A 21,682-nucleotide genomic window follows, 5' to 3' on the forward strand; every position below is an offset into this window, starting at 1 on the left:
CCGGGAAGTCATGGGCAGGCTGCTCCGTTTGGAAGCACGATTTCGGTATAGGTGTTCGGCGCGTAGACCGTGCCCCCGCGCGCCGGCCAGGGGATGCTCGCGGAGAACGTGATCGTGCTGCCGAGGCCGGGAAGGATCTTCAGGAGCGCGCTTCCGATCATCGGCGTGTAGGTCATGCTGACCTCGGCGAGCATGTAGCGGACGCCGTTCGTCCGGTACCCGGCGGGGACGGTCAGGCCGGCGGCGGGGCCGGTGGCGCGCGCGGTCGTGTTGCTGCTGGCGGTGCTGGAGCAGACGCGCGGGACGAGATTCAGGTTCGTGATGTCGACGCCCATGGCGCTGACGACGATCTTGGCGTTCGTCGCGTCGAACGGGCGCAGCACGTTCGCGGCCGAGGACAGGATGTCCGTCATCAGGCTCGCCTTGATCGGGTTCTGGGTGTCTCCCTGCGCGGTCAGGTCCGCCACCGTGCGCGCCAGCAGCGTGACCTTCCGCCAGTTGTCGATGGCATGGGACATCTCGGACATGCCGGCCCAGACCATGAGCAGCACCGGCAGGATCAGCGCGAACTCGACGGCCGAGCTGCCGCGCCGGGCACGGCGGAACCGGCCGGCGGCGCGCCGGATCGACCGGCGCGTCCGCGCGCCGCGCGAGGGGAAGAGGGGAGGGATCGTCACGGCTTCAGCATGCGGACGCGTTGCCCGCCAGGTAGGGTTCGGTCCGGAACACGGCGGTCGACATCAGGAGATGCGAACCGGTATCCGTGCCGCTGGTGAAGGTCTTCAGGTTGAGTCCGAGCATGCCGAGGAAGGTCGGGAACGGCACCGCCGCCGTCACGATCACGATGGTGCCCGGCTGGGCGCAGGCATAGTTCGACCCGAAGCTGGTGTTCCAGGTGCCGGTGGCGGTGTTGACCGGGGTCGAGTTCTGCGCCGAGGCGAAGGTGCTCGCGGTCTGGACGTCGATCTTGACGTTCTGGCAGTTGAAGACATTGACGATCGGCGCGGCGCTCGTCCCGCACATCGTCGTCTTCAGGTTGGCGAGCAAGGTGGCCGCGTCGGTCTGGCCGGCATTGGCGATCTGGAACTGGCCGGTCAGGATCGTGCGCACCGCGGTCTGCAAGGCCCTGTCGAAATTCTGGGAGGCCCAGGTGAGGAAGGCGATCTGGATGATCGCCGCGACCAGGCCGAGGAACGGCACCGCCACGAGCGCGAACTCGACTGCCGCGGAACCGCTGGTATCCCGACACAATACCTCCGTCGACTTGCGACATATGCGCAAGCGAGGAGATAGATATTTCAGTGCCCGCTTCATGACTTATATTAGCATGGAGCGGTTTAACCGACCTTTGAGAAACGACGTTAACCGGGGCTCACCGGGATCGCGCCGGTCTTCCGTCCTCTCCGACGCGGCGGTTAAGGATCGGTTAACCATGTCGGCGCCAGCCTGTGGCCGCAGGAGTTGCCCCATGACCCGTCGTTCCCGCCGAGACTTCGATGCGCTGAGCGAGGCTCAGCTCGCCGCCGGGCGGCTCGACGCGCGGCGCGTCCGCTCCGACGCCGCCAACAGGCTCGCCGCGCCCAAGACCCTGGCCGAATTGTTCGAGACGATCGACCACGTCGCCGAGGCGGCGACCGGGGAGCGCAGCTTCCTCCACTTCAAGGCGCAGGAGGAGCGCTCGGCGGACTCGAAGCGCAGCGCCTGATCCTCCCGCGCCGGCCGCTCGGGAACCCGCCTGTCCGAATCCGGTCCGGGACGGTAGACCGGCGCCGCGCGCCCGCGCACAGTGCCGGACGCCCAGAATCCCGGAGGTCGGCCCGTGAGTTGGAACCCCGCCCTGGAACCCGGTTGCCCCGACGCGATCGGCGTCGACGCCATCGAGACCCTGATCGTGCCGCGCGCCCGCGACCTCGGCGATTTCGAGGTGCGGCGCGCGCTGCCCTCGCCGAGGCGCCAGATGGTCGGCCCGTTCGTGTTCTTCGACCAGGCCGGCCCCGCCGAGTTCATCACCGGCAAGGGCGTCGACGTGCGCCCGCATCCCCATATCGGGCTCGCCACCGTCACCTACCTGTACAAGGGCGAGTTCCAGCATCGCGACAGCACGGGCGCGAACCAGACCATCCTGCCCGGCGCCGTCAACTGGATGGTGGCGGGCCGGGGCGTCACGCATTCCGAGCGGACCGGCCGCGAGACGCGCAAGGCCCCGCACAGCCTGTTCGGCATCCAGACCTGGGTGGCGCTGCCCGAGGACAGGGAAGAGGTCGCGCCGAGCTTCGAGCATCACGGCAAGGACACCCTCCCGGTGATCGAGGGCGAGGGCGTCGACCTGCGGCTGATCCTCGGGCGGGCCTATGGCGAGACCGCCCCGGCCAGCGTGTTCACGGACCTGTTCTACGCGGACGTGACGCTCGCGCCGGGAGCCCGCCTCCCGCTGCCGAGCGATCACGAGGACCGGGGTCTCTACATCACCGAGGGGTCGGTCTCCGTCGCCGGGCAGGACTTCGAGGCGGGCCGGATGATGGTCTTTCGGCCGGGCGATGCGATCACCGTGGCCGCGGGCCCGGCGGGCGCCCGGCTGATGGCCCTCGGCGGCGCCACCCTGAACGGCCCGCGCTATCTCTGGTGGAACTTCGTCTCCTCCAGCCGCGACCGCATCGAGGCGGCCAAGGAGGAGTGGCGGCGCGGGGACTGGGGCCGGGGCCAGTTCGACCTGCCTCCCGACGACCGCGCCGAGTTCATCCCGCTGCCGCCCTGACCGCCGGGCAGCCGCCACGAAGCCGCCTCACGGGGCGACCGGCGCGCGGGCCGGGGCACCGGCCACCGCCTCCCGGATCGCGGCGAGCAGCGCGCCCTCGAACATCAGCGCCGAGCCGTAGTGGAACTCGATGTCGAAGGGCCGCCGCGAGTTCATCGACAGCGAGGCGCTCTGCATGGCCACGAGCCGCCCCTCCGCATCGAACAGGCCGGAGCCGGAACCGCCGAACCCGTCGTTGCAGTCGTGGCGCACACGCCGCATGTCGTCCTCGCTCGGCGGATCGATCTGGCGAATGCGGCAGGACTCGGTACTCGCCGGACCGTCGTAGTTCGCATGCCCACCCGGCGAGACCATGACGATCGGGATCTCGGCCGGCCCCGTCGGCAGGGGCGGAGCGGCGGGAATCGGCTGTGGCGGGATACCCTCCGCCGGCTGCGACAGCCGCAGCAGGGCCCAGTCGTCGGTGATGTGGAGCGCCTTGGCGCCGAAGGGCGTGCCGAGCCGCAGGCTGGCCGGCTCGAAGGTGTAGTTGCGGCCGCCGATCTGGAAGAAGCAATCCGCGACCTCGCGCGTCATCTCCATCTGGCGGTTGCGGAAGTTGTGGGCGTTAAGCACCACGAGCCGCGCGTCTCCGATCAGCCAGGCGGCGGCGGCCTTCTGCGGAATCCCGTCGGCGCGCCGGCAAAAGAGGACGCCCGCCCCCGGATAGCGCGCCACGTCGGCCCCCGTGAGGTCCCGGCGCCCGTCGCGCGGATAGAGCGCCGCGAGATCACCCGCGCCGGCCCCCGACGCGATCAGGCTCGCGGCCAGCGCGGCGCAGGCCCGGAGCCGGGCCCGAGAGCGGCGCGGCCCGGCGGGCCTCATCATGTGAACGATCCCGATCGTCACGGCTATTCGGCCGGATCCTTCTTCACCGAGACGCAAAGCTTCACCGCTTCCTCGATCTTGATGTCGCGCGGGTTGCCGATATTGGCGGTCTCTTCCAGGCAGCTCATGAAATAGCGCTGGTCGAGCTCCGGCGAGAGGCGCGAGAACGCCTTGCCCAGGCGCGTGGCGAAATCGACCTTCTCCTCGGTGGTGGCCCTCGGCCAGCGCGCGACCTTGTCGTCCATGCCGATGGGCGCCGCATGCACGGCAACGGGCGAGCAGAACGCAGTCAATAATAAGACAGTCATAATCTTCGACATGACACAGCCGCGCAAACACCATCGAGAGTTTCATGGTAGCGCTTGCCATACCCGAGTAAAGCATTTGTCAGACAGGGATATTCTTATTGCACCGCACCAAATATCCTGGGAAATACGCGCTTCCGATTTACCGTTTTATCCCGAATAAAAACGTTGAATTGGATGGAGACATGAAACCGGCGAGTTGTTTATATGACGAGCCAGAAGATCAGTAATAAATCTTTCATAAGACGTAGATGTCATTATTTATATCTTATGAATACTGAGCCTTTCACTAGGCGGATTGATCTTCAGGCCAGTCAAAACGAACGCCCGCCGCCAGCCGAAAGGGCCGGCATGCGAGGCCGTTGAGGGCAGGAGACGCAGGATGAACAGGTTACTAGGGTCGGTGTCGGTGCTGGCGGTCCTGGCGCTCGCGCCGATCGGGATGTCGAGCATCGCGGCAGCCAACGACAAGCTCGTCGAGATGTCGAAGAGCGACGAAAACTGGATCATGCCCGGCAAGGACTATGATTCGGACAACTACTCCAAGCTCAAGCAGATCAACACCGACAACGTGAAGAACCTTCGGGTGTCGTGGACCTTCTCCACCGGCCTCCTGAACGGTCACGAGGGCGCCCCGCTCGTCGTCGGCGGCAAGATGTACATCCACACCTCGTTTCCGAACAACACCTTCGCGCTCGGCCTCGACGATCCGGGCCACATCCTCTGGCAGGACAAGCCCAAGCAGAACCCGGCCGCCCGCGCCGTGGCCTGCTGCGATCTCGTGAACCGCGGCCTCGCCTACTGGCCCGGCGACGGCAAGGTGCCGGCCCTGATCCTGAAGACCCAGCTCGACGGCAACGTCGCCGCCCTCAACGCCGAGACCGGCGAGATGGTGTGGAAGGTCGAGAACTCCGACATCAAGGTCGGCTCGACGCTCACGATCGCCCCCTACGTCGTGAAGGACAAGGTCATCATCGGTTCGTCCGGCGCCGAGCTCGGCGTGCGCGGCTACCTCACCGCCTACGACGTGAAGACCGGCGCCCAGGTCTGGCGCGCCTTCGCCACGGGCCCGGACAAGGACCTGCTGCTCGCCAACGACTTCAACATCCACAACGCCCATTACGGCCAGAAGGGCTTAGGCACCTCCACCTGGGAGGGCGACGCCTGGAAGATCGGCGGCGGCACGAACTGGGGCTGGTACGCCTACGATCCGGGCACCAACCTGATCTATTTCGGCACCGGCAACCCGGCGCCGTGGAACGAGACCATGCGTCCCGGCGACAACAAGTGGACGATGACCATCTTCGGCCGCGACGCCGATACGGGTGAAGCCAAGTTCGGCTACCAGAAGACCCCGCACGACGAGTGGGACTACGCCGGCGTCAACGTCATGATGCTCTCCGAGCAGAAGGACAAGGACGGGAAGATGAGGAAGCTTCTCACCCATCCCGACCGCAACGGCATCGTCTACACCCTGGACCGGACGGACGGCTCGCTGGTCTCGGCCAACAAGATCGACGACACCGTCAACGTCTTCAAGTCCGTGGACCTGAAGACCGGCCAGCCGGTGCGCGATCCCGAGTACGGCACCCGGATGGACCACCTCGCCAAGGACGTCTGCCCCTCGGCGATGGGCTACCACAACCAGGGCCACGACTCCTACGATCCGGAGCGCAAGGCCTTCTTCATGGGCATCAACCACATCTGCATGGATTGGGAGCCCTTCATGCTGCCCTACCGTGCGGGCCAGTTCTTCGTCGGTGCGACGCTGAACATGTATCCCGGCCCGAAGGGTGATCGCCAGAACTACGAAGGTCTGGGCCAGATCAAGAGCTACAACGCCATCACCGGCGAGTTCAAATGGGAGAAGATGGAGCGCTTCGCCGTGTGGGGCGGGACGACGGCGACCGCCGGCGGCCTGGTCTTCTACGGAACGCTCGACGGCTACATCAAGGCCCGCAACTCGGACAACGGCGACCTCCTCTGGAAGTTCAAGCTGCCGTCCGGCGCCATCGGCTACCCGATCACCTACACCCACAAGGGTGATCAGTACGTCGCCATCTATTACGGCGTCGGCGGCTGGCCGGGCGTGGGCCTCGTGTTCGACCTCCAGGATCCGACGGCCGGTCTCGGCGCGGTCGGCGCCTTCAAGAAGCTCGCCAACTACACCCAGATGGGCGGCGGCGTGGTGGTGTTCTCGCTGAACGGCAAGGGCCCCTACGACGATCCGAATGTCGGCGAGTACCAGCAGGCCGCCGCCAAGTAAGGCCGGCCCCTCTCTCGCGAAGCGGAGGCTCCGCCGGCTCGTCCGGCGGGGCTTCCCCCGAAGACCGACAGCGCGAAGGCCGCAGAAGGGACACGCCATGTCCCGGCCGCCGCGCCCCCGCCAGACCGGCTCAAGAAACGGATCCGCCCATGTCTCTCGCCACCGGACGCCGCGCGGCGCTCGCCGCCGCGCTCATCGCCCTCGGCTCGCAGTCGCCCGCCGGCGCAGCGTCCCCCGATGCCGGGACGGCGGCCGCCGCCCCCGACGCCTCGGTTCTGCGCGTCTGCGCCGCCAACCAGCCGCCCCTGTCCCTGAAGGACGGCTCGGGCCTCGAGAACCGCATCGCCACAGCCGTCGCCGAGGCCATGGGCCGCAAGGCCCAGTTCGTCTGGTCGGACAAGCCGGCGATCTACCTGGTGCGCGACGGGCTCGACAAGAAGCTCTGCGACGTGGTGGTCGGCCTCGACACGGACGATCCGCGCGTGCTCACCACCAAGCCCTATTACCGCAGCGGCTACGTCTTCATCACCCGCGCCGACAAGGACCTCGACGTGAAGTCCTGGGCCGACCCGCGCCTCAAGACGGTCGACCACATGGTCGTCGGGTTCGGCACGCCGGGGGAGGCGATGCTCAAGGATATCGGCCGCTACGAGGAGGACATGGCCTATCTCTACTCGCTGGTGAACTTCCGCGCCGCGCGCAACACCTACACCCAGATCGACCCGGCCCGCATGGTCAGCGAGGTCGCCACCGACAAGGCGGACGTCGCCGTCGCCTTCGCGCCAGAGGTCGCCCGCTACGTCAAGGAGTCCGCGACGCCGCTGCGCATGACGCTGGTGCCCGACGAGACGGTGCGCAGCGACGGCCGCAAGATGCCCCAGAGCTTCGACCAGTCCATGGGCGTGCGCCGCGACGACGAGGCCCTGAAGGCCGCCCTCGACGCCGGCATCGCGAAGGCCAGGCCCAGGATCGAGGCCATCCTCAAGCAGGACGGCGTGCCCGTCGCCGCCCCCTCGAACTGAGCCGGCGCCCTCCGCCATCCCCACGGCACCCCTGAGCCCGTCCGCAGCGGCCGGCGCCCATCAGAGCGATTTCATGCGTCCTTCCAAGATCGTCATCGCCGCCTTCGCCGGCCTCGCCGCCCTGGCGGCCGGGTCCGCGGCCCTCGCCCAGCCCAGCGCCGGACCGCAGACCGGCATCACCTTCCGCAACACCGTCACCGGAGAGCAGATCGACGTCTCGCAGGGCAAGGAAGGCGGCCGCGACACCCCGGCGGTGAAGGAGTTCTTCCAGACCGGCAAGAACCTCTACATCGACGACAAGGCCTGCCTCAGGAACGGCGAGTCCCTGTTCGCGACCTCCTGCTCCGGCTGCCACGGCCATCTCGCCGAGGGCAAGCTCGGGCCGGGGCTCAACGACAACTACTGGACCTATCCGTCCAACACCGAGGACACGGGCCTGTTCTCGACCATGTTCGGCGGCGCCAACGGCATGATGGGCCCGCACAACGACAACCTGACCCCCGACGAGATGCTCCAGATCATCGCCTGGATCCGGCATCTCTATACCGGCCCGGTGAAGGATGCCGTCTGGCTCAACGCCGAGCAGAAGAAGAATTACCACCCCTACAAGCAGGGTGAGACCTTCCCCAAGGACGTTCAGGGCCAGTGCAAGCCGCTGGAAGACTGAGCGCACGAGGAAGTCTCGTCGCGTACGACCGCGCGGGATGAACGAAAGCGGCAGACGCCGCGCCATAAGACTCGGAGGAGACGATCATGCGGATGTTCATTTACGCGGTGGCGCTCGGTGCGGGCGCGATGCTGGCCGTGCCGGCGCTCGCCTATGACGGCACCAAGTGCAAGGCCGCCGGCAATTGCTGGGAGCCCAAGCCCGGCTTCCCGGAGAAGATCGCCGGCTCGAAATACGACCCGAAGCACGACCCGAAGGAGCTCGCCAAGCAGTCGGAGTCGATCAAGGCCATGGAAGAGCGCAACGCCCGGCGCATCGAAGCCGCCAAGAAGACCGGCAAGTTCGAATACGACGTCACCAAGCTCTCCGCCAACTGAGAGGACGCGGGCCGCGGCGACCCCGATGGCGTCTGGACTGCTCCGTCCAGGGTCGCCGCCGCCTGCCTGTCCCCGATCCGAAGCTCCGGGGCCGATCCGGCCGTACCGGAGCTTCGGTGCGTGCGTCACGAAGACAAGCCAGGCAGCAGCGATGAACGAGACCCGCCCCGGCGACGCGATGCTCACCGACTGGCGCGAGGCGGCGGCCCGGTTCGAGGCCGTTGTGGGCGGGGCCGTGGTCGGCCAGGCGCGGGCGATCCGCCTCGTCACCATCGCGATCTTCGCGCGCGGGCACGTCCTGCTCGAAGGCGATGTCGGCGTCGGCAAGACCACGCTGCTGCGCGCCGTGGCCCGCGCGCTCGGCGGCGCCTACGAGCGGGTCGAGGGCACCGTCGACATGATGCCGTCGGACCTCGTCTACCACACCTATCTCGCCGATGACGGGCGCCCCCGCGTCGAGCCGGGGCCGGTGCTGCGCCGGGCCGAGGACCTGTCGATCTTCTTCTTCAACGAGATCAACCGCGCCCGCCCGCAGGTGCATGCCCTGCTGCTGCGCCTGATGGCGGAGCGCAGCCTCACGGCCTTCAACCGCGAGTACCGCTTCCCCAACCTCCAGGTCTTCGCCGACCGCAACCGGGTGGAGCGCGAGGAGACCTTCGAGCTGCCGGCCGCCGCCCGCGACCGCTTCCTCATGGAGATCGGCATGGAGGCCCCGCGCGACGCCGAGGCGCGGCGCGCGCTGGTGTTCGATCCGCGCTTCCACGACACCGACGCGCTGATCGAGGGGATCGAGGCCGGCGTGCTCGACCACGCGGCGATCGGCGGCGTCGCCCGCGCCATCCAGCACGGCATCAGTGCGAGCCCGGCCATCGAGACCTACGTCGTCGGTTTGTGGGAGGCTCTGGTCCGGCCGGCCGGAGCCGGCATCCGCCTGCCCGGCATCGACATGGAGGCCCTGGTGCAGGGGGGCGCCTCGCCGCGCGGCGTCGCCTTCCTGGTGCGGGCCGCCAAGGTGCGGGCCTGGCTCGAGGGCCGCGACTGGCTGGTGCCCGAGGACATCCGCGCGGTCTTCCCCGAGGTGATGGCGCACCGCGTCTTCCTCGAACCCGTCTACGAGATGCGCCGCGCGACCATCGTGCCCGAACTCTGCCGCGCGGTGTTCGACACGGTGCCCGCCCCGTGAGCGGCCCCGAACACGCCGCCGATATCGTCTACCGGCCGCGCGGCCGCGTCGCCGGCAGCGCGGTGGGCGCGCATCGCGGCCGGGACGCCGGCGGGCTCGGCACCTTCCGCGATCAGGTGCCGTTCCTGCGCATGCCGGACGCGCGCCGCATCGATGTGCGCGCGACGCTGCGCGACCCCTTCGAGGGCACCTTCGTGCGCCGCTTCGAGAGCCGCACGGCGCTGGAGGTCTGGGCGCTTCTCGACCTCACCGCCTCCATGCGCTTCGTCGGAGAGGCGGACCGCCTGGGGCTCGCCGCCGATCTCTGCGGCGCGCTCGCGGCCTCCGCCACCCGCATCGGGGACGCCTTCGGGCTGATCGGCTGCGACGACGATGTCCGCGAGGACGTGACCCTGCCGGCGAGCCGGCGCCGCGCGGCGGCGGGCGAGGTCGCCGCGCGCATCCGCTCCGCCCGCTGCACCGGGACCGGGGCAGGGGGGATGGCGCGGGCCGCCCACGGCCTCGCCGGGCGCCCGAAGATCGTCTTCCTGATCTCGGACTTCCGCTGGCCGGAAGCCCTGATCGCCGAGGTCTTCGCGAGCCTGTCCCGCCACGACATCGTGCCCGTGGTCCTGGCCGACACCGCCGAGGAGGAGGGCCTGCCCGCCTGGGGCCTGATGGAGCTCGACGACCTCGAAGGGGCAGGGCGCCGCGTGGTGTTCATGCGCCCGGCGCTGCGCCGCGCCTGGATCGCGCGCGAGGCGGAGCGGACGGAGACCCTCCGGCGGATCGCCGCCGCCCATGGCCGCCCGCCGTTCCGCCTCGCCGGCCGGTTCGACCCGGAAGCGCTCAGCCGCCACCTGCTCGGCACCTGAGGGGGCATCCATGCGTCGCGCCCATGTCCTTCTCGCGATTCTGCTGTCGGCCCTCTGGGCAGGGGCCGCGCAGGCGCAGGTGCGCGGCGTCGAGGTGCGCACGCCCCGGCCGTTCGGCTACTTCCTCGGCGACCTCGTGCGGGGCCAGATCGACATCGTCGTCGACGAGGGGTTCACCCTTCAGGCCGCCTCGCTGCCCCAGCCCGGAGCGCTGACCTACTGGCTCGATCTGCGCGGCATCACCGTCGAGGAGGCGAGGGTGGGCGACGCGCGGCGCGTGCGCCTCAACCTGACCTACCAGAATTTCTACGCCGCCCTCGACACGCGCCCCCTGGAGATCCCCGGCTTCGCCCTCACCTTCGTCAGCGAGGCGGACCGAGGGGCCACCACCGCCACGGCGCAGGTGCCGGCCTGGTCCTTCACCGTCTCGCCCTTGCGCGAGGTGCAGCCCCCGGTCCAGACCGATCCCGCCGACTACATGCGGCCGGACGGGCGCGCGCCGCTCCTCGATCCGCAACCGATGCTGACGGCGGCCGCCTGGTTCGCCGGGCTCGCCGTTCTGGCCCTTGGCCTCCTCGCCCGCGACCGGGCCTGGTGGCCGTTCCGGGCACGGCGCGCCCGCGCCTTCGCCGCCCTCCGGCGCAGCCTGCGCGCCCTGGCGCGCCGGCCGGACGCGGATGCCGCCTATGGCGAGGCGCTGCTCGGGCTGCATCGCGGCATCGACGAGACCGCCGGCCGCCGGGTGCTGGCCGACGACCTCCCCGATTTCCTCGCCCGGCATGAAGCCTACCGGGGGCAGGGCGCCGATCTGGAAAAATTCTTCTCCGCCTCGCGCCTCGCCTTCTTCGGCCGGGGCCTGTCCGCAGCGCGGGAAACGCTGCCGCTGGCGGAACTGGAGAGGACCGCCCGGCGCCTCGCCGCCTCCGAGCGCGGAGCCTGAGACGGCCATGACGGACGCCTTCGCCCGCCTCTCCGCGACGAGCCCCCTGGTGCTGTGGCTGCTGCCCCTGGCGCTGCTGCCGCTGCTGGTCTCGGCCCAGCGCCGGACCCCAGTGCCGGCGATCGAGGCCGGCCCCGCCGACCTCCTGTCGCGGGCAGTCGGCTGCACCCTGACGGCCGCCGGAATCCTCGGCCTCGCCGGACTGATCGTGGGGCTCGCGGGCCCCTATCGCCGGGGCGAGACCGTGATCCGCACCGGCATCGGCGCGCAGGTCTCGATGCTCGTAGACCGCTCGGGCAGCATGAACGAGACCTTCGCCGGCCGGCAGCCCTCGGGCGCCGAGGAATCGAAGGCCGCAGCATCCCGGCGCCTGCTCGGCGACTTCGTCGGCAGCCGCGAGCACGACCAGTTCGCCGTGACCGCCTTCTCCACGGCGCCGATGCTGGTGGTGCCGATGACCGACCGGCACGAGGCGGTGCGCGCCGCCATCCGCGCCATCGACCGGCCGGGGCTCGACTACACCAACGTGGCGCGCGGCCTCGCCATGGCGCTCTCGCAGTTCGGCACGGAGAACGCGAACGTCTCGCGCGCGCTGCTGATGGTCTCGGACGGAGCCGCCGTGATCGATCCGCGCGTGCAGGGCACCCTGCGGGCCGCCTTCGCCAAGGTGCGGCCGAACCTCTACTGGCTCTTCCTGCGCACCAAGGGCTCGCCCTCGATCTCCGACAAGCCGGCCGGGGAGGACACCCCGCAGGCGGCTCCCGAGCGCCATCTCGACCTCTTCTTCAAGAGCCTCGGCACGCCCTACCGCGCCTTCGAGGCCGAGGGGCCGGAGGCGGTCGCCGCCGCGATCCGCCAGATCGAGGCGCTCGAGCGCGACCCGATCCCCTATACCGAGCGGCGGCCACGCCGGGACCTCTCGGGATGGGCCTATGGGGCGGCTCTGCTGGGGCTCGTCCTGCTTGCGGCGGGCAAGCTCGCCGAAGCCGACCTCCACCGCGGAAAGCAGACCGCGATGCCGCGCGTGGAAGACGCCGCACCGGCGCGGAGGATGGCCGCATGAGCGCGCTCGCGACGGCCTTCGGGCAGCAGAACGGGGAACCGTCCCGGACAGCGCGCGCCCGGACGAGGGCCGGCGCGGCCTGGCGGCAGACCCGCCCGGTCCTGCTCGTCGCCCTGCCGGTCCTGCTCATCGCCGCCGCCCTCGGCTGCGCGGGGGCGGCGTGGCGAACCATGGCCGACAACCGCGCCATCGCCGGGTTGCAGGCGGGCCGCGACATCCCGGTCGGCACGGGCGCTCCGGCGGGGCTGCTGCTCGCGCGGGTCCAGCATCTCGCCGTCCGGGGGCGAACGGAGGAGATCGAGCCGCTGATCGACGCCCTCGACCGGCGGGGCGAGACCGACAAAGCGGCGCGCGCCCGCTACGCGCTCGCCAACGCGCGCCTGCGGCAGGCCTTCGGCCATCTGGAGCGCGGCGAGCTCGACCCCGCCGGGCCCCTCGTCACCCTGGCTCGGCAGGACTACCGCCGGGCGCTCCAGGGCCGGCCGGACTACTGGGACGCGAAATTCAACCTCGACGTGGCCTCGCGCCTCCTGCGCGAATACCCGGATTTCGACCGCAAGACCGGCGACGAGCTGAAGGCCGAGCCGAAGAAGATCTGGACCGACATCCCCGGCCAGCCGCGAGGCGAGCCGTGAGGGCGCATCTCCTCCGCAACCTGCGCGACGGACGCTTCCGTCTCCTCGCCGGGGCGCTCGCCCTGGTGGTGCTGACCTTCGTGCTGCGGCCCATCGCGCTGACCCGCGACGGTGTCGAGATCCTGGCCGTCGTCGACATCACCGGCAGCATGAACGTGCGCGACTACGCGGACGCGCAGGGCAAGCCCGTCAGCCGCCTGGAGACGGCGAAGGCGGCGCTGCGCGATCTCGTCGCCGCGCTGCCCTGCGGCTCGAAGGTTGCGCTCGGCCTGTTCACCGAGCGGCGGCCGTTCCTGCTGTTCACGCCCATCGAGGTCTGCGCCGATTTCGCGCCGCTCGACGGCGCCATCGCCGCCATCGACTGGCGCATGGCCTGGGAGGCGGACAGCCGCGTCTCGGCAGGGCTATTCCGCGCCGTCGAGATGGCCGCGAGCCTCGGCACCGATCTCGTCTTCGTCACGGACGGGCAGGAGGCGCCGCCGCTGCCGGCGGGCAGCACCCCGAGCTTCGAGGGCAAGCCCGGCGCCGTGCGCGGCCTCATCGTCGGCGCGGGCGGCTACGGCCTGTCGCCGATCCCGCGCTACAACGATGCCGGCCGCGAGATCGGCTTCTACGGCTCGGGCGACGTCCAGCAGGAGAACCGCTTCGGGCCGCCCCCGGCCGATGCCGAGAGCCGCGAGGGCTACAACCCGCGCAACGCCCCCTTCGGAGCGGCCGCCGCCACGGGCAGCGAGCATCTCTCCTCCGTGCGCGAGCCCTACCTGAAACGGCTCGCCGGCGCGACCGGGCTCGCCTACGCCCATCTCGACGGGCCGCGCGGCCTCGCCGGACCGCTGCTCGCGGCGGCGACCCCGCGCCCGCTTCCCGGCAGCCTCGACCCGCGCCCGTTCCTGGGCGCGGCCGCGCTGGCGCTGCTCCTCGCCGTCTTCGCGTTTCCCCTCGTCCGGCCGGCCGCGCGCCTCGCGGGCCGTCCGCCGCGTCTCAGGAAGGTCTGATCCCATGCGCCGTCTCGTCCAGGTTCTCCTTGCCTCGCTCGCCGCCACGGCGGCGCTGGCACACGGCCCGACCCCGCAGAAGATCGACCAGTCGATCACCATCGCGGCCAAGCCCGAGGCGGTCTGGAAGGTGGTCGGCGATTTCGCCGCCATCGACCGCTGGCACCCGGACGTCGCCAAGAGCGAGGGCAGCGACGGCAACACCGCGGGCGGGCGCCGCAAGGTCACGCTGAAGACCGGCGGCACCCTGGACGAAGGGCTCGACGAGATGAACGCCGAGGGCCGCAGCTATTCCTACCGCCTCTCCGACGCCGACCTGAAGGCGCTGCCGGTCTCCTCCTATTCCGCGACGCTCACCGTGACCCCGGATGGAAACGGCTCCAAGGTCGAGTGGATCGGGCGGTTCTACCGGGGCGACACCGGCAACGAGCCGCCGGACGAGCTCAACGACGAGGCCGGCAAGACCGCCATGAACCGCTATTTCAGCGACGGGCTGAAGGGCCTGAAGGCGCGCGTCGAGGGCGGGGCGACGCATTGATGCCTCCACGCCGCGCCCCGCCACCCGCGATCCCCGCCGCCGGCCTCGCGCTGCTGCTCGTCCTGGGAGCGGCCGATGGGTCCGCCAGGGCCGGGACAGTGGTGGTGGCGAGCCAGCAGGCCGGCGTCCTGACGCGGCTCGGCGCGCGCGAGGCCGGCGCGGCGATCCCCGTCGAGCCGATCCCCGTCGAGGCAGGACCGGCGCAGGTGGCGGCGGGGCCGGACGGGCGCCTCTACCTCACCCATCCCGACCGGCGCGCGGTCACGGTGGTGGAGGGCGCCCGCGTGCTGCGCCGCTTCGACCTGCCGGCCCAGCCCTTCGGCATCGCGGTCTCGGGCGACGGCGCCAGCCTCTTCGTCGGCGACTGGGCGGGCGGGCGCGTGCTGCGGCTCTCGGCCGGGAGCGGGACGGTGACGGGCAGCGTCGCGGTGGGCCGCGAACCGGCCGCCCTCGTGCTCGACGCGCGCGGCAGGCTCTACGCGGCCGATCGCGAGAGCCGCCAGGTCAGCGTCGTCGACACCGCGACCATGACGCGGATCGCCACGGTGCCGGTGGGCGAGGCACCCTTCGCCCTGGCGCTCAGCCCGGCGCAGGACCGGCTCTACGTCGCCAATGTGCGCAGCGGCGACCTCAGCGTCCTCGACACGGCGACCCTGACGAGCCTCGCCACGGTGCCGGTGGGCGCCATGCCCTACGGCGTCGCCGCGACCCCGGACGGAAGCCGCGTCCTCGTCACCAACCAGCAGGCGGGGACGGTGACGGTGCTCGACGCCGGGACCTTGAGCGTCCTCGGCAAGGTGCAGGTGGGCAAGTACCCGGAGGGCATCGCGATCGACTCCGGCGCGGCCTATGTGGCGGACTGGTTTTCGGACGCGGTCTCGGTGGTCGATCTCGCCAGCCTGACGGAGAGCGCCCGCATTCCCGTGGGGGAGGGGCCGCGCAGCCTCGCCGTGCTGCCCGCCCTCCGCTCCGGCGGCGACGCGGGAGCCCGGCCGTGAGAGGCGCGGCGGCGCTCGCGGCCGTCCTGGCGCTCGGCCTCTCCGCCTGCGGCAAGGGCGAGGACGAGGCCAAGGCGCCGGAGGAGACCACCGTCGTCGCGACGAGGTCGGACGCGGACATTCCGGCCTGGCTCTCGCCCACGGACCCCATGGATCCGGCCCGCTGGCTCGCGAGCAAGGCGCTCGGCCGGCCGGCGCCGGAGGTCGGCTCGCAGACGGAGCACCTGCGCCACAGCCTCCAGCGGGCGAAGACCTCGTTCATCGAGGATCCGCGCATGGTCGCGAACCGGACGGTGCAGCTCGGCCAGATGCTCGCCGAGGCGGGCAAGCCGGAACCCTACGCCGACCTCCTCGACGGGCTGGAGGAGGTCGCGGCCGCCACCACGCGCAAGCAGCTCTACGGGGAGCTGTGCCAGCACTATTTCAACACCCGCCAGCAGGGCGCCGACCGCGCCCAGGCGCTCGCCCGGCTGACGGAGCGCTACGCCGCCCAGCCCGACGCTCCCGCGCCGGCCGCCGGCGATACCGCCAAGCCGCCGCCATGACCGACGTCCTCATCGCCGACGACCATCCGGTGGTGCTGCGCGGTTTCCGGCGCCTCATGGAGGATGCCGGCGACGTCTGCCTCCACGAGGCCACCGACCCGATCGGCGCCTACCGGATCTTCCACCGGCTCAGGCCCGCCGTGGTGGTCACGGACCTGACCTTCCAGGGGGACGGGCTCGCCGGCCTGTCGCTGATCCGCCGGATCCATGCCCTCGACCGTCAGGCGCGCATCCTCGCCTTCAGCATGCACCACGATCCGGTGATCGCCGCGCGCGCCCTGGAGAACGGCGCCATCGGCTACGTCTTCAAGGATGCCGGCACGGCCGAGCTGCTCAGGGCCTTCGAGGCGGTGCGGACCGGGACGAGCTATCTCGACCACGCGCTGGCGACGCGCGTGGCGCTCCTGAACGCCGTCGTCCACCGCACGCCCTCGGCCGAGCTCAACGCCCGCGAGCTGCAAGTCCTGCTGATGCTCGGCAAGGGCATGACCTATGTCGGCATCGCCGACGCGCTGTTCATCAAGTACCGCACGGTGCTGACGCTCTGCGCCGGCATGCGGCGCAAGCTCGGCGTGAGGTCGCTGGCCGAGTTGATCCAGATCGCGATCGCGCAGCGCGAGCGCGACAGCGCGTAGCCGGGGCCTATCCGGCGGCCGCGCGCTCCAGCGCCGCGATGTCGAGCTTCACCATCTGCTGCATGGCGGCGAAGACGCGGGCCGAGACGGCCGGGTCCGGGTCGGCGAGCAGGCGCGGCAGCACCTCGGGAACGATCTGCCAGGGCACGCCCCAGCGGTCGCGTAGCCATCCGCACATGATCTCGGAGCCGCCATCCGCCGTCAGCGCCGACCAGAGCCGGTCCACCTCCGCCTGATCCGCGCAAGCGACCGAGATCGACGCCGCGAAGCCGTATTCGGCCTGCGAGCCGCCGTTCAATCCCTGGAAGCTCTGGCCGCCGAGGGTGAAGGCCACCAGGATCGCGTCGCCCGCCTTGCCGCCGGGCCAATCGGCCGGCGCGCGCTGGACATGGTCGATGCGGGAACCGGGCACCAGCGACACGTAGAGGCGCGCCGCCTCCTCCGCGCCGGTGTCGAACCACAGGCAGGTGCCGACCTTCGACATCGCGCTCTCCCTCCTCGGGCCGAAACGACGTCGGGACGGGTTAGCACGGGCCCGAGGGAGAGGCGAGCGCCTCGGGCCGGACGCTCGCGACGGCGGTGCCGATGAGAACGTCGCGGCCGACGAGCCCGGCGAGCGCCGTCTCGCTCCACGCCTCCGTGCCGGGCGGCCGCATGGGGAGCACGAGGTAGCGCATGTCGGCGTTGCTGTCGTGGACCCGGACCCTGACCTCGGCGGGAACGTCGAGCCCGAACTCCCGCAGGACCGCGCGCGGCTCGCGCACGGCGCGGGCGCGGTAGGATTTCGAGATGTACCAGGAGGGCGGCTGCCCGAGGATGGAGCGCGGATAGCACGAGCACAGGGTGCAGACGATCAGGTTGTGCTCGCGGGCGCTGTTGGCGACCACCACGAGCTGCGCCTCGCCGACCTTCATGCCGAGTTCGGCGGCGGCGGACTTGCCGTCCGCGAGCAGCCGCGTCCGGAAGGCGTCGTCGACCCAGGCCCGCGCCACGAGGCGGGCGCCGAGATGGATGCCGGGCGCCTCCAGCTTCTCGATCTCCTGATCGACCTCGCCGGGGGCGAGCAGGCCCTTCTCCACGAGCAGCGCCTGGAGCGCCGCCGTCAGTCGGGCGGCCTCGGCATTGCCCGCGTCGGTCTCGATCACCAGCGCTTCCCGCGCCGTGTAGGACGCGCGCTCGGGGACGGGGCAGGGGTCGGCGGCCTCAGGCATGCGCTGCGTCCTTCTCGGTGGCCGGCTCCATCCAGTGCTCGTAGATCTCGATCACGAGGCTGTCCTCGGGGCTTCCGGCATAGTCGGGCCAGATCTCGCGCTGCGGGAACTCGACCCGGTAGCACGCCACCACCGGGCCGCCGGTGTTGCCGACGGCGAGATCCTCCGGGTTGAGGAAGGCGCCGCAGAACTGGATCACCGTGCCGGTGCGGTGGCGGATGTAGTGGGGCGTGCGGATATGGCCGGGCTTGTTCAACTCCAGCACCCGCACCCTGTCGCCGACGGCGTAGCGGGGCATCAGCGCGGCGCTCCCGGCTCGGGCATCGCCTTCAGCACGGCGTCGAGCTCCGCGCGGGTCAGCACGCCCTTCTGCTCCAGGATGTCGATCATCGCCTCGATGCGGCGGCGATAGAAGGAGAGCGCCTTGTACTTCTCGATCCCGAACGACTCGAAGCCGCGCCGCATCTCGTCGAGGCTGACGAGCCGCCGCGTGCTGTCGCCGAGGAGGTTGCGGATCGCCTCGACCCGCTTCTCCCAATCGAGCCAGGTCAGCTCGACCTTCGGCACCGGGCCCGCCGGATCGCCGCCGATGTCGTGATAGCCGCGCATCCTCTCCTCCTCAGATTCGCTTGCTCAGACTCGCTTGAGCGGGAAACCGGCCAGATAGGCGTCGGGCTTCGTCGGGTCGAAGGGGCGGCCCATGATCGAGAGCGGCGCCATGCCGGTGGTGGGCGGGGTCCGGCCCTGCGCGGCGAGGACGCGGCCCGCGTCGGTGGCGGCGAAGACGCGCTCGGCCACGGCCCTGTAGTCGAGCTCCTGCGGGATGATCTTCCAGCGCCGCAGCTGCGTCAGCAGCCAGATGCCGGTGCTCTCGTAGGGGAAGGGGTCGAAGCCGATGCGGTCCTTCGCCTCGACGATCTTGCCGAGCCCGTCGGCGTAGCGGCCGAGCAGCACCTGCTCCAGCACGGGCTTGGGCTGGTTGAGGTATTTCGCCGGCGCCAGAAGCTCGGCGACCTCGCGCCGGTTGTCGTAGGCGTCCGCGTAGGTCGCCGCGCGCACCATGGCCCTCAGCAGCGCCGCGAAGCTGTTGGGGCATTCGCTCACGAACCGCTCGCGCACCGAGAGCGTGCAGCACGGATGCCCCGGAAAGATGTCGCGGCTCAGCACATGCAGGAAGCCGATGCCCTCGAACACCGCCCGCTGGCCCCAGGGCTCGGCGAAGAACATGCCGTCGAGATTGCCGGCGGCCATGTTCGCGACGGAATCCGGCGGCGGATAGACCCGCAGCTCGACGTCGCGGTCCGGGTCGAGCCCGTGCTCGGCGAGGTAGTAGCGTAGCAGCATCGCATGCATCGAGTGCTCGTGCGGGATGCCGAAGCGGAACCCCTTCCACTCCTTCGGGTCGCGCTTGTCCTTGTGGCGCAGCGCCAGGGTGATGGCGTTGCCGTTGGTGTTCTGCACGGCGGCGACGCGGGTCGGGATCGGCTCGGAGCCGATCCCGAGCGACATCGTGAACGGCATGCCGAGCACGAGATGCGAGGCGTCGAACTCGCCGTTGTTGAGCTTGTCCCGCACCAGCGCCCAGCTCGGCGTGCGCACGAGCGACATGTCGAGCCCCTCGGCGCGGTAGTCGCCGCGCGCGTCGGCGAGGAGCAGCGGCACGGTGCAGGTGATCGGCACGAAGCCGACGCTGAGCTTCGTCTTCTCCAGCGGCTTTCCGGCGTCCTGGGCGAGCGCCTTGGCCGTGCCGAGGGGCAGCACGTCGCCGAGCGCGGCGAGCAGGGTCGCCGCGCCGAGGCCCGCCAGCAGCCGCCGCCGCGTCGGGCCGTGCGGGAAGACCGCATTCAGCAGGGCCGCCTCGATCACCCCGTCAAGCCTGGCCTCCTCCGAGCCGGCCGGGCCGCCGGGGGCATGCGCCGCCCGCGTTCGCCCGCAGCCGCAGGCGCAGGAGGCGTCGGGCGTCTCGTTGTCGCACCGGATCATGCCGTTCGGCTCCTCGTCCGTCGGGTCAGCCTCCGCGCACGGCGGCCTGGAAGATCCCCAGCGCCTGCGCCTTGAGGGCGGTGAAGTCGGGATGGGTGGTGGAGGCGGGGGTGCGCGGGCGCGGCACCCCGACATCGAGGAAGGCGGCGACGCGGGTCGGGCGCCGGGTCAGCAGCAGCACCTTGTCGGCGAGGTAGATCGCCTCGTCGAGGTCGTGGCTGACGAGGAGCGAGGTGGTGCGCGTCTCGCGCAGCACCTTCTGGAGCTGGTCGCGCATGGTCAGGGTCATCTCGTAGTCGAGCGCCGAGAAGGGCTCGTCGAGGAAGAGCACCTCCGGCTCGATGACCAGCGCGCGCATGATCGAGACGGTCTGCTGCTGGCCGCCCGACAGCTCGTAGGGGTAGCGGTGCAGGTCGAAGGTCAGCTCGAAGCCGGCCACCAGCTTGTCGATGCGGCGTCTGCGCTCGGCCTCCGGCACGCCCATCAGCGCCAGGGGATAGGCGACGTTGTCGATGGCCCGCATCCACGGGAACAGGGCCTCGCGGTAGTTCTGGAAGACGTAGCCGATGCGGGTCTGCGCCACGGTCTTGCCGTCGAACAGGATCTCGCCGCCGTCCGTGGGCAGGATCCCGGAGATCATGTTGATGAGCGTGCTCTTGCCGCAGCCGTTGGGGCCGAACACCGAGGTGATCGCGCCGCGCGGCAGGTCGAGGTCGAAGCGGTCGTAGACGGTGTTGCCCTGGAAGCGCTTCACCAGCCCCCGGATGGTGATGTGCGTGTCCGCCGCCTCCATCCCGCCGGCCGGCGGCCGGTCGGTGGCGAGCACCCAGAGCGGCACCGCGCTCAAAGGCCGATCTCCGCCTTGGCGAGCATGATGTCGGCGACCTTCATGGGCTTCTTGAGCACGCCCTCCGCCGCGAACACGTCGACCAGCGCCTGATAGGAGGCGAGGTCCTTCGCGTTCAGGTCGGCGAAGGGGCGCAGGTAGGGCTGCGCGACGATCTCGACCTGCGGCGCCTTGATGGCGGTGTATTTCGGCAGGACGGCGCGCAGGCGCGGGAAGTCGGTCTCCGTGAGACGCGTCGCCGCATCGAGCACCGTCACCACCTTGCGGGCGGTCTCGGGGCGTTCCTTGAGGAACTTCGTCGTCAGCACCGAGACGCCCGAATAGAACGGATCGGCGACCGCGCTCGCGCAGGGGTTGGTCACGGCGCGCCTGGCCTCGCCGAGTGCCGTCGCGATGGAGCCCACGGGCTCGAGGGAGAGCGTCGCGTCGGCGCTGCCGGAGATCACCGCCGGCACCTGCAATCCGACCGCGAGCTCGACCAGCCGCACGTCCTTGTCGGGATCGAGACCGGCCTTGCGCACCACATGGCGCGAGATCGTGCGCCACTGGATGCCCGGCAGGTGACCGAGGGTCTTGCCGCGCAGGTCGGCGAAGCCGGCGATGGTCGAATCCTTCGCGACGATCAGGCCGTCGTTGATGCGGCCGAGGGCGGCGCTGCCGCCCTGGAGCCCGAACACCTTGAAGGTGCCGGGAAACTTCTCCTCGGCGAGCGCCGTGATGCCGGCGGCGGCGCCCGGCGCGCCGACATCGGCACGGCCGGAGACGAGGGAGTCGATGATCTGGTTGGGCGCCTCGAAGCGCACCGCCTCGACCTCGATCCCGGCCTTCTCGAAGAGCTTCTCCTCGAGCGCCACGTAGAAGGCCGTCGTCTGCATGATCGGCAGCCAGGAGACGACGACCTTCTCGCGCGTCTGGGCGAGGGCGGGCATGGCCGGCAGGAAGGCGCTGCCGAGGGCGGCGGCGGTGAAGGAGCGTCGGGTCAGTTTCTCGGACATC

At 70.6% G+C, this 21,682-nt stretch carries 27 protein-coding genes; 16 read left to right on the forward strand and 11 right to left on the reverse strand.

Annotation, left to right across the window (positions count from 1 at the left end; translation table 11 throughout):
• Positions 1-8 precede the first annotated feature (8 nt).
• Both ACP56T_RS07800 and ACP56T_RS07805 read right to left on the reverse strand, forming a co-directional pair.
• Positions 9-677 (reverse strand): TadE/TadG family type IV pilus assembly protein, encoded by a 669-nt coding sequence (locus ACP56T_RS07800; protein ID WP_430911574.1) that lies wholly within the window; start codon positions 675-677, stop codon positions 9-11.
• 4 nt (positions 678-681) lie between these two features.
• Positions 682-1,281 carry a TadE/TadG family type IV pilus assembly protein gene (locus tag ACP56T_RS07805; RefSeq protein WP_430911721.1) on the reverse strand — a complete coding sequence of 200 codons (600 nt, stop codon included), beginning with the start codon at positions 1,279-1,281 and terminating at the stop codon, positions 682-684.
• 187 nt (positions 1,282-1,468) lie between these two features.
• Between ACP56T_RS07805 and ACP56T_RS07810 the strand changes: the two genes are divergently transcribed.
• Positions 1,469-1,705 (forward strand): hypothetical protein, encoded by a 237-nt coding sequence (locus ACP56T_RS07810; protein ID WP_430911575.1) that lies wholly within the window; start codon positions 1,469-1,471, stop codon positions 1,703-1,705.
• Between the two features lie 114 nt (positions 1,706-1,819).
• A complete protein-coding gene (locus ACP56T_RS07815) occupies positions 1,820-2,755 on the forward strand; it encodes a pirin family protein (protein WP_430911576.1) in 936 nt (311 codons plus the stop codon).
• A 27-nt stretch (positions 2,756-2,782) separates the two neighbouring features.
• Here the strand turns inward: ACP56T_RS07815 and ACP56T_RS07820 are convergent, their stop codons facing one another.
• The gene (locus ACP56T_RS07820) at positions 2,783-3,622 is read right to left on the reverse strand and encodes a trypsin-like peptidase domain-containing protein (RefSeq protein WP_430911577.1); all 840 of its coding nucleotides are present in this window, start codon (positions 3,620-3,622) and stop codon (positions 2,783-2,785) included.
• A 23-nt stretch (positions 3,623-3,645) separates the two neighbouring features.
• Positions 3,646-3,867: a hypothetical protein gene (locus tag ACP56T_RS07825; RefSeq protein ID WP_430911578.1), complete on the reverse strand. Its 222-nt coding sequence runs from the start codon at positions 3,865-3,867 to the stop codon at positions 3,646-3,648.
• Positions 3,868-4,309: 442 nt separating this feature from the next.
• Here ACP56T_RS07825 and ACP56T_RS07830 point away from each other — a divergent pair, with 442 nt between their 5' ends.
• The 14 genes from ACP56T_RS07830 to ACP56T_RS07895 all read left to right on the forward strand — a co-directional run bounded on the left by ACP56T_RS07830 (position 4,310) and on the right by ACP56T_RS07895 (position 16,645).
• Positions 4,310-6,193 carry a methanol/ethanol family PQQ-dependent dehydrogenase gene (locus tag ACP56T_RS07830; RefSeq protein ID WP_430911579.1) on the forward strand — a complete coding sequence of 628 codons (1,884 nt, stop codon included), beginning with the start codon at positions 4,310-4,312 and terminating at the stop codon, positions 6,191-6,193.
• A gap of 149 nt (positions 6,194-6,342) precedes the next feature.
• Positions 6,343-7,215, forward strand: coding sequence for a methanol oxidation system protein MoxJ (gene moxJ / locus ACP56T_RS07835; protein WP_430911580.1), 873 nt, complete (start codon positions 6,343-6,345; stop codon positions 7,213-7,215).
• Between the two features lie 73 nt (positions 7,216-7,288).
• Positions 7,289-7,882 (forward strand): cytochrome c(L), periplasmic, encoded by a 594-nt coding sequence (gene moxG / locus ACP56T_RS07840; RefSeq protein WP_430911581.1) that lies wholly within the window; start codon positions 7,289-7,291, stop codon positions 7,880-7,882.
• 86 nt (positions 7,883-7,968) lie between these two features.
• Complete coding sequence (locus tag ACP56T_RS07845; protein WP_430911582.1) at positions 7,969-8,259, forward strand: methanol dehydrogenase [cytochrome c] subunit; 291 nt, start codon at positions 7,969-7,971, stop codon at positions 8,257-8,259.
• Positions 8,260-8,410: 151 nt separating this feature from the next.
• Positions 8,411-9,442, forward strand: a complete 1,032-nt coding sequence (locus ACP56T_RS07850; RefSeq protein WP_430911583.1) for an AAA family ATPase — start codon at positions 8,411-8,413, stop codon at positions 9,440-9,442.
• Positions 9,439-10,296, forward strand: coding sequence for a DUF58 domain-containing protein (locus tag ACP56T_RS07855; RefSeq protein ID WP_430911584.1), 858 nt, complete (start codon positions 9,439-9,441; stop codon positions 10,294-10,296). Before ACP56T_RS07850 ends, ACP56T_RS07855 begins: the two co-directional genes overlap by 4 nt.
• Before the next feature lie 10 nt (positions 10,297-10,306).
• Complete coding sequence (locus ACP56T_RS07860) at positions 10,307-11,236, forward strand: nonribosomal peptide synthetase MxaA (protein ID WP_430911585.1); 930 nt, start codon at positions 10,307-10,309, stop codon at positions 11,234-11,236.
• 7 nt (positions 11,237-11,243) lie between these two features.
• Positions 11,244-12,299 carry a vWA domain-containing protein gene (locus tag ACP56T_RS07865; protein ID WP_430911586.1) on the forward strand — a complete coding sequence of 352 codons (1,056 nt, stop codon included), beginning with the start codon at positions 11,244-11,246 and terminating at the stop codon, positions 12,297-12,299.
• Positions 12,296-12,934, forward strand: a complete 639-nt coding sequence (locus ACP56T_RS07870; protein WP_430911587.1) for a tetratricopeptide repeat protein — start codon at positions 12,296-12,298, stop codon at positions 12,932-12,934. Before ACP56T_RS07865 ends, ACP56T_RS07870 begins: the two co-directional genes overlap by 4 nt.
• Positions 12,931-13,929: a VWA domain-containing protein gene (locus ACP56T_RS07875; protein ID WP_430911588.1), complete on the forward strand. Its 999-nt coding sequence runs from the start codon at positions 12,931-12,933 to the stop codon at positions 13,927-13,929. The genes ACP56T_RS07870 and ACP56T_RS07875 overlap by 4 nt, the downstream gene beginning before the upstream one ends.
• Before the next feature lie 4 nt (positions 13,930-13,933).
• Positions 13,934-14,467 carry an SRPBCC family protein gene (locus ACP56T_RS07880; protein ID WP_430911589.1) on the forward strand — a complete coding sequence of 178 codons (534 nt, stop codon included), beginning with the start codon at positions 13,934-13,936 and terminating at the stop codon, positions 14,465-14,467.
• Positions 14,467-15,465 carry a YncE family protein gene (locus tag ACP56T_RS07885; RefSeq protein ID WP_430911590.1) on the forward strand — a complete coding sequence of 333 codons (999 nt, stop codon included), beginning with the start codon at positions 14,467-14,469 and terminating at the stop codon, positions 15,463-15,465. Before ACP56T_RS07880 ends, ACP56T_RS07885 begins: the two co-directional genes overlap by 1 nt.
• Positions 15,462-16,010 carry a hypothetical protein gene (locus ACP56T_RS07890; RefSeq protein WP_430911591.1) on the forward strand — a complete coding sequence of 183 codons (549 nt, stop codon included), beginning with the start codon at positions 15,462-15,464 and terminating at the stop codon, positions 16,008-16,010. Before ACP56T_RS07885 ends, ACP56T_RS07890 begins: the two co-directional genes overlap by 4 nt.
• Positions 16,007-16,645 (forward strand): response regulator transcription factor, encoded by a 639-nt coding sequence (locus ACP56T_RS07895; RefSeq protein ID WP_430911592.1) that lies wholly within the window; start codon positions 16,007-16,009, stop codon positions 16,643-16,645. The genes ACP56T_RS07890 and ACP56T_RS07895 overlap by 4 nt, the downstream gene beginning before the upstream one ends.
• A 7-nt stretch (positions 16,646-16,652) precedes the next feature.
• Here the strand turns inward: ACP56T_RS07895 and ACP56T_RS07900 are convergent, their stop codons facing one another.
• From ACP56T_RS07900 to ACP56T_RS07930, 7 genes are read right to left on the reverse strand one after another with little or no spacing between them, the layout of a single operon-like run.
• Positions 16,653-17,129, reverse strand: coding sequence for a VOC family protein (locus ACP56T_RS07900; RefSeq protein ID WP_430911593.1), 477 nt, complete (start codon positions 17,127-17,129; stop codon positions 16,653-16,655).
• A 40-nt stretch (positions 17,130-17,169) separates the two neighbouring features.
• Complete coding sequence (locus ACP56T_RS07905; protein WP_430911594.1) at positions 17,170-17,856, reverse strand: nitrile hydratase subunit alpha; 687 nt, start codon at positions 17,854-17,856, stop codon at positions 17,170-17,172.
• Entirely contained in the window at positions 17,849-18,154 is a 306-nt protein-coding gene (locus tag ACP56T_RS07910; RefSeq protein ID WP_430911595.1) for an SH3-like domain-containing protein, read from the reverse strand. The genes ACP56T_RS07905 and ACP56T_RS07910 overlap by 8 nt, the downstream gene beginning before the upstream one ends.
• Positions 18,154-18,465 (reverse strand): nitrile hydratase, encoded by a 312-nt coding sequence (locus ACP56T_RS07915; protein WP_430911596.1) that lies wholly within the window; start codon positions 18,463-18,465, stop codon positions 18,154-18,156. The genes ACP56T_RS07910 and ACP56T_RS07915 overlap by 1 nt, the downstream gene beginning before the upstream one ends.
• A 24-nt stretch (positions 18,466-18,489) precedes the next feature.
• Positions 18,490-19,839 carry a CmpA/NrtA family ABC transporter substrate-binding protein gene (locus tag ACP56T_RS07920; protein ID WP_430911597.1) on the reverse strand — a complete coding sequence of 450 codons (1,350 nt, stop codon included), beginning with the start codon at positions 19,837-19,839 and terminating at the stop codon, positions 18,490-18,492.
• A gap of 25 nt (positions 19,840-19,864) precedes the next feature.
• Positions 19,865-20,677 carry an ABC transporter ATP-binding protein gene (locus ACP56T_RS07925; protein ID WP_430911722.1) on the reverse strand — a complete coding sequence of 271 codons (813 nt, stop codon included), beginning with the start codon at positions 20,675-20,677 and terminating at the stop codon, positions 19,865-19,867.
• Between the two features lie 5 nt (positions 20,678-20,682).
• Positions 20,683-21,681, reverse strand: coding sequence for an ABC transporter substrate-binding protein (locus ACP56T_RS07930; protein WP_430911598.1), 999 nt, complete (start codon positions 21,679-21,681; stop codon positions 20,683-20,685).
• Between the last annotated feature and the right edge of the window lies 1 nt (position 21,682).

The organism is Methylobacterium endophyticum (assembly GCF_050591105.1).
In the GTDB taxonomy this organism is placed as follows: domain Bacteria; phylum Pseudomonadota; class Alphaproteobacteria; order Rhizobiales; family Beijerinckiaceae; genus Methylobacterium.

Bases quoted from the DNA above. Each gene is read 5' to 3' on its own strand.
- ACP56T_RS07810 (WP_430911575.1), top strand. From the start codon at position 1,469: ATGACCCGTCGTTCCCGCCGAGACTTCGATGCGCTGAGCGAGGCTCAG.
- ACP56T_RS07820 (WP_430911577.1), bottom strand. From the start codon at position 3,622: ATGATGAGGCCCGCCGGGCCGCGCCGCTCTCGGGCCCGGCTCCGGGCC.
- ACP56T_RS07825 (WP_430911578.1), bottom strand. From the start codon at position 3,867: ATGGACGACAAGGTCGCGCGCTGGCCGAGGGCCACCACCGAGGAGAAG.
- ACP56T_RS07830 (WP_430911579.1), top strand. From the start codon at position 4,310: ATGAACAGGTTACTAGGGTCGGTGTCGGTGCTGGCGGTCCTGGCGCTC.
- moxJ (WP_430911580.1), top strand. From the start codon at position 6,343: ATGTCTCTCGCCACCGGACGCCGCGCGGCGCTCGCCGCCGCGCTCATC.
- moxG (WP_430911581.1), top strand. From the start codon at position 7,289: ATGCGTCCTTCCAAGATCGTCATCGCCGCCTTCGCCGGCCTCGCCGCC.
- ACP56T_RS07845 (WP_430911582.1), top strand. From the start codon at position 7,969: ATGCGGATGTTCATTTACGCGGTGGCGCTCGGTGCGGGCGCGATGCTG.
- ACP56T_RS07850 (WP_430911583.1), top strand. From the start codon at position 8,411: ATGAACGAGACCCGCCCCGGCGACGCGATGCTCACCGACTGGCGCGAG.
- ACP56T_RS07860 (WP_430911585.1), top strand. From the start codon at position 10,307: ATGCGTCGCGCCCATGTCCTTCTCGCGATTCTGCTGTCGGCCCTCTGG.
- ACP56T_RS07865 (WP_430911586.1), top strand. From the start codon at position 11,244: ATGACGGACGCCTTCGCCCGCCTCTCCGCGACGAGCCCCCTGGTGCTG.
- ACP56T_RS07870 (WP_430911587.1), top strand. From the start codon at position 12,296: ATGAGCGCGCTCGCGACGGCCTTCGGGCAGCAGAACGGGGAACCGTCC.
- ACP56T_RS07880 (WP_430911589.1), top strand. From the start codon at position 13,934: ATGCGCCGTCTCGTCCAGGTTCTCCTTGCCTCGCTCGCCGCCACGGCG.
- ACP56T_RS07885 (WP_430911590.1), top strand. From the start codon at position 14,467: ATGCCTCCACGCCGCGCCCCGCCACCCGCGATCCCCGCCGCCGGCCTC.
- ACP56T_RS07895 (WP_430911592.1), top strand. From the start codon at position 16,007: ATGACCGACGTCCTCATCGCCGACGACCATCCGGTGGTGCTGCGCGGT.
- ACP56T_RS07900 (WP_430911593.1), bottom strand. From the start codon at position 17,129: ATGTCGAAGGTCGGCACCTGCCTGTGGTTCGACACCGGCGCGGAGGAG.
- ACP56T_RS07905 (WP_430911594.1), bottom strand. From the start codon at position 17,856: ATGCCTGAGGCCGCCGACCCCTGCCCCGTCCCCGAGCGCGCGTCCTAC.
- ACP56T_RS07910 (WP_430911595.1), bottom strand. From the start codon at position 18,154: ATGCCCCGCTACGCCGTCGGCGACAGGGTGCGGGTGCTGGAGTTGAAC.
- ACP56T_RS07915 (WP_430911596.1), bottom strand. From the start codon at position 18,465: ATGCGCGGCTATCACGACATCGGCGGCGATCCGGCGGGCCCGGTGCCG.
- ACP56T_RS07920 (WP_430911597.1), bottom strand. From the start codon at position 19,839: ATGATCCGGTGCGACAACGAGACGCCCGACGCCTCCTGCGCCTGCGGC.
- ACP56T_RS07930 (WP_430911598.1), bottom strand. From the start codon at position 21,681: ATGTCCGAGAAACTGACCCGACGCTCCTTCACCGCCGCCGCCCTCGGC.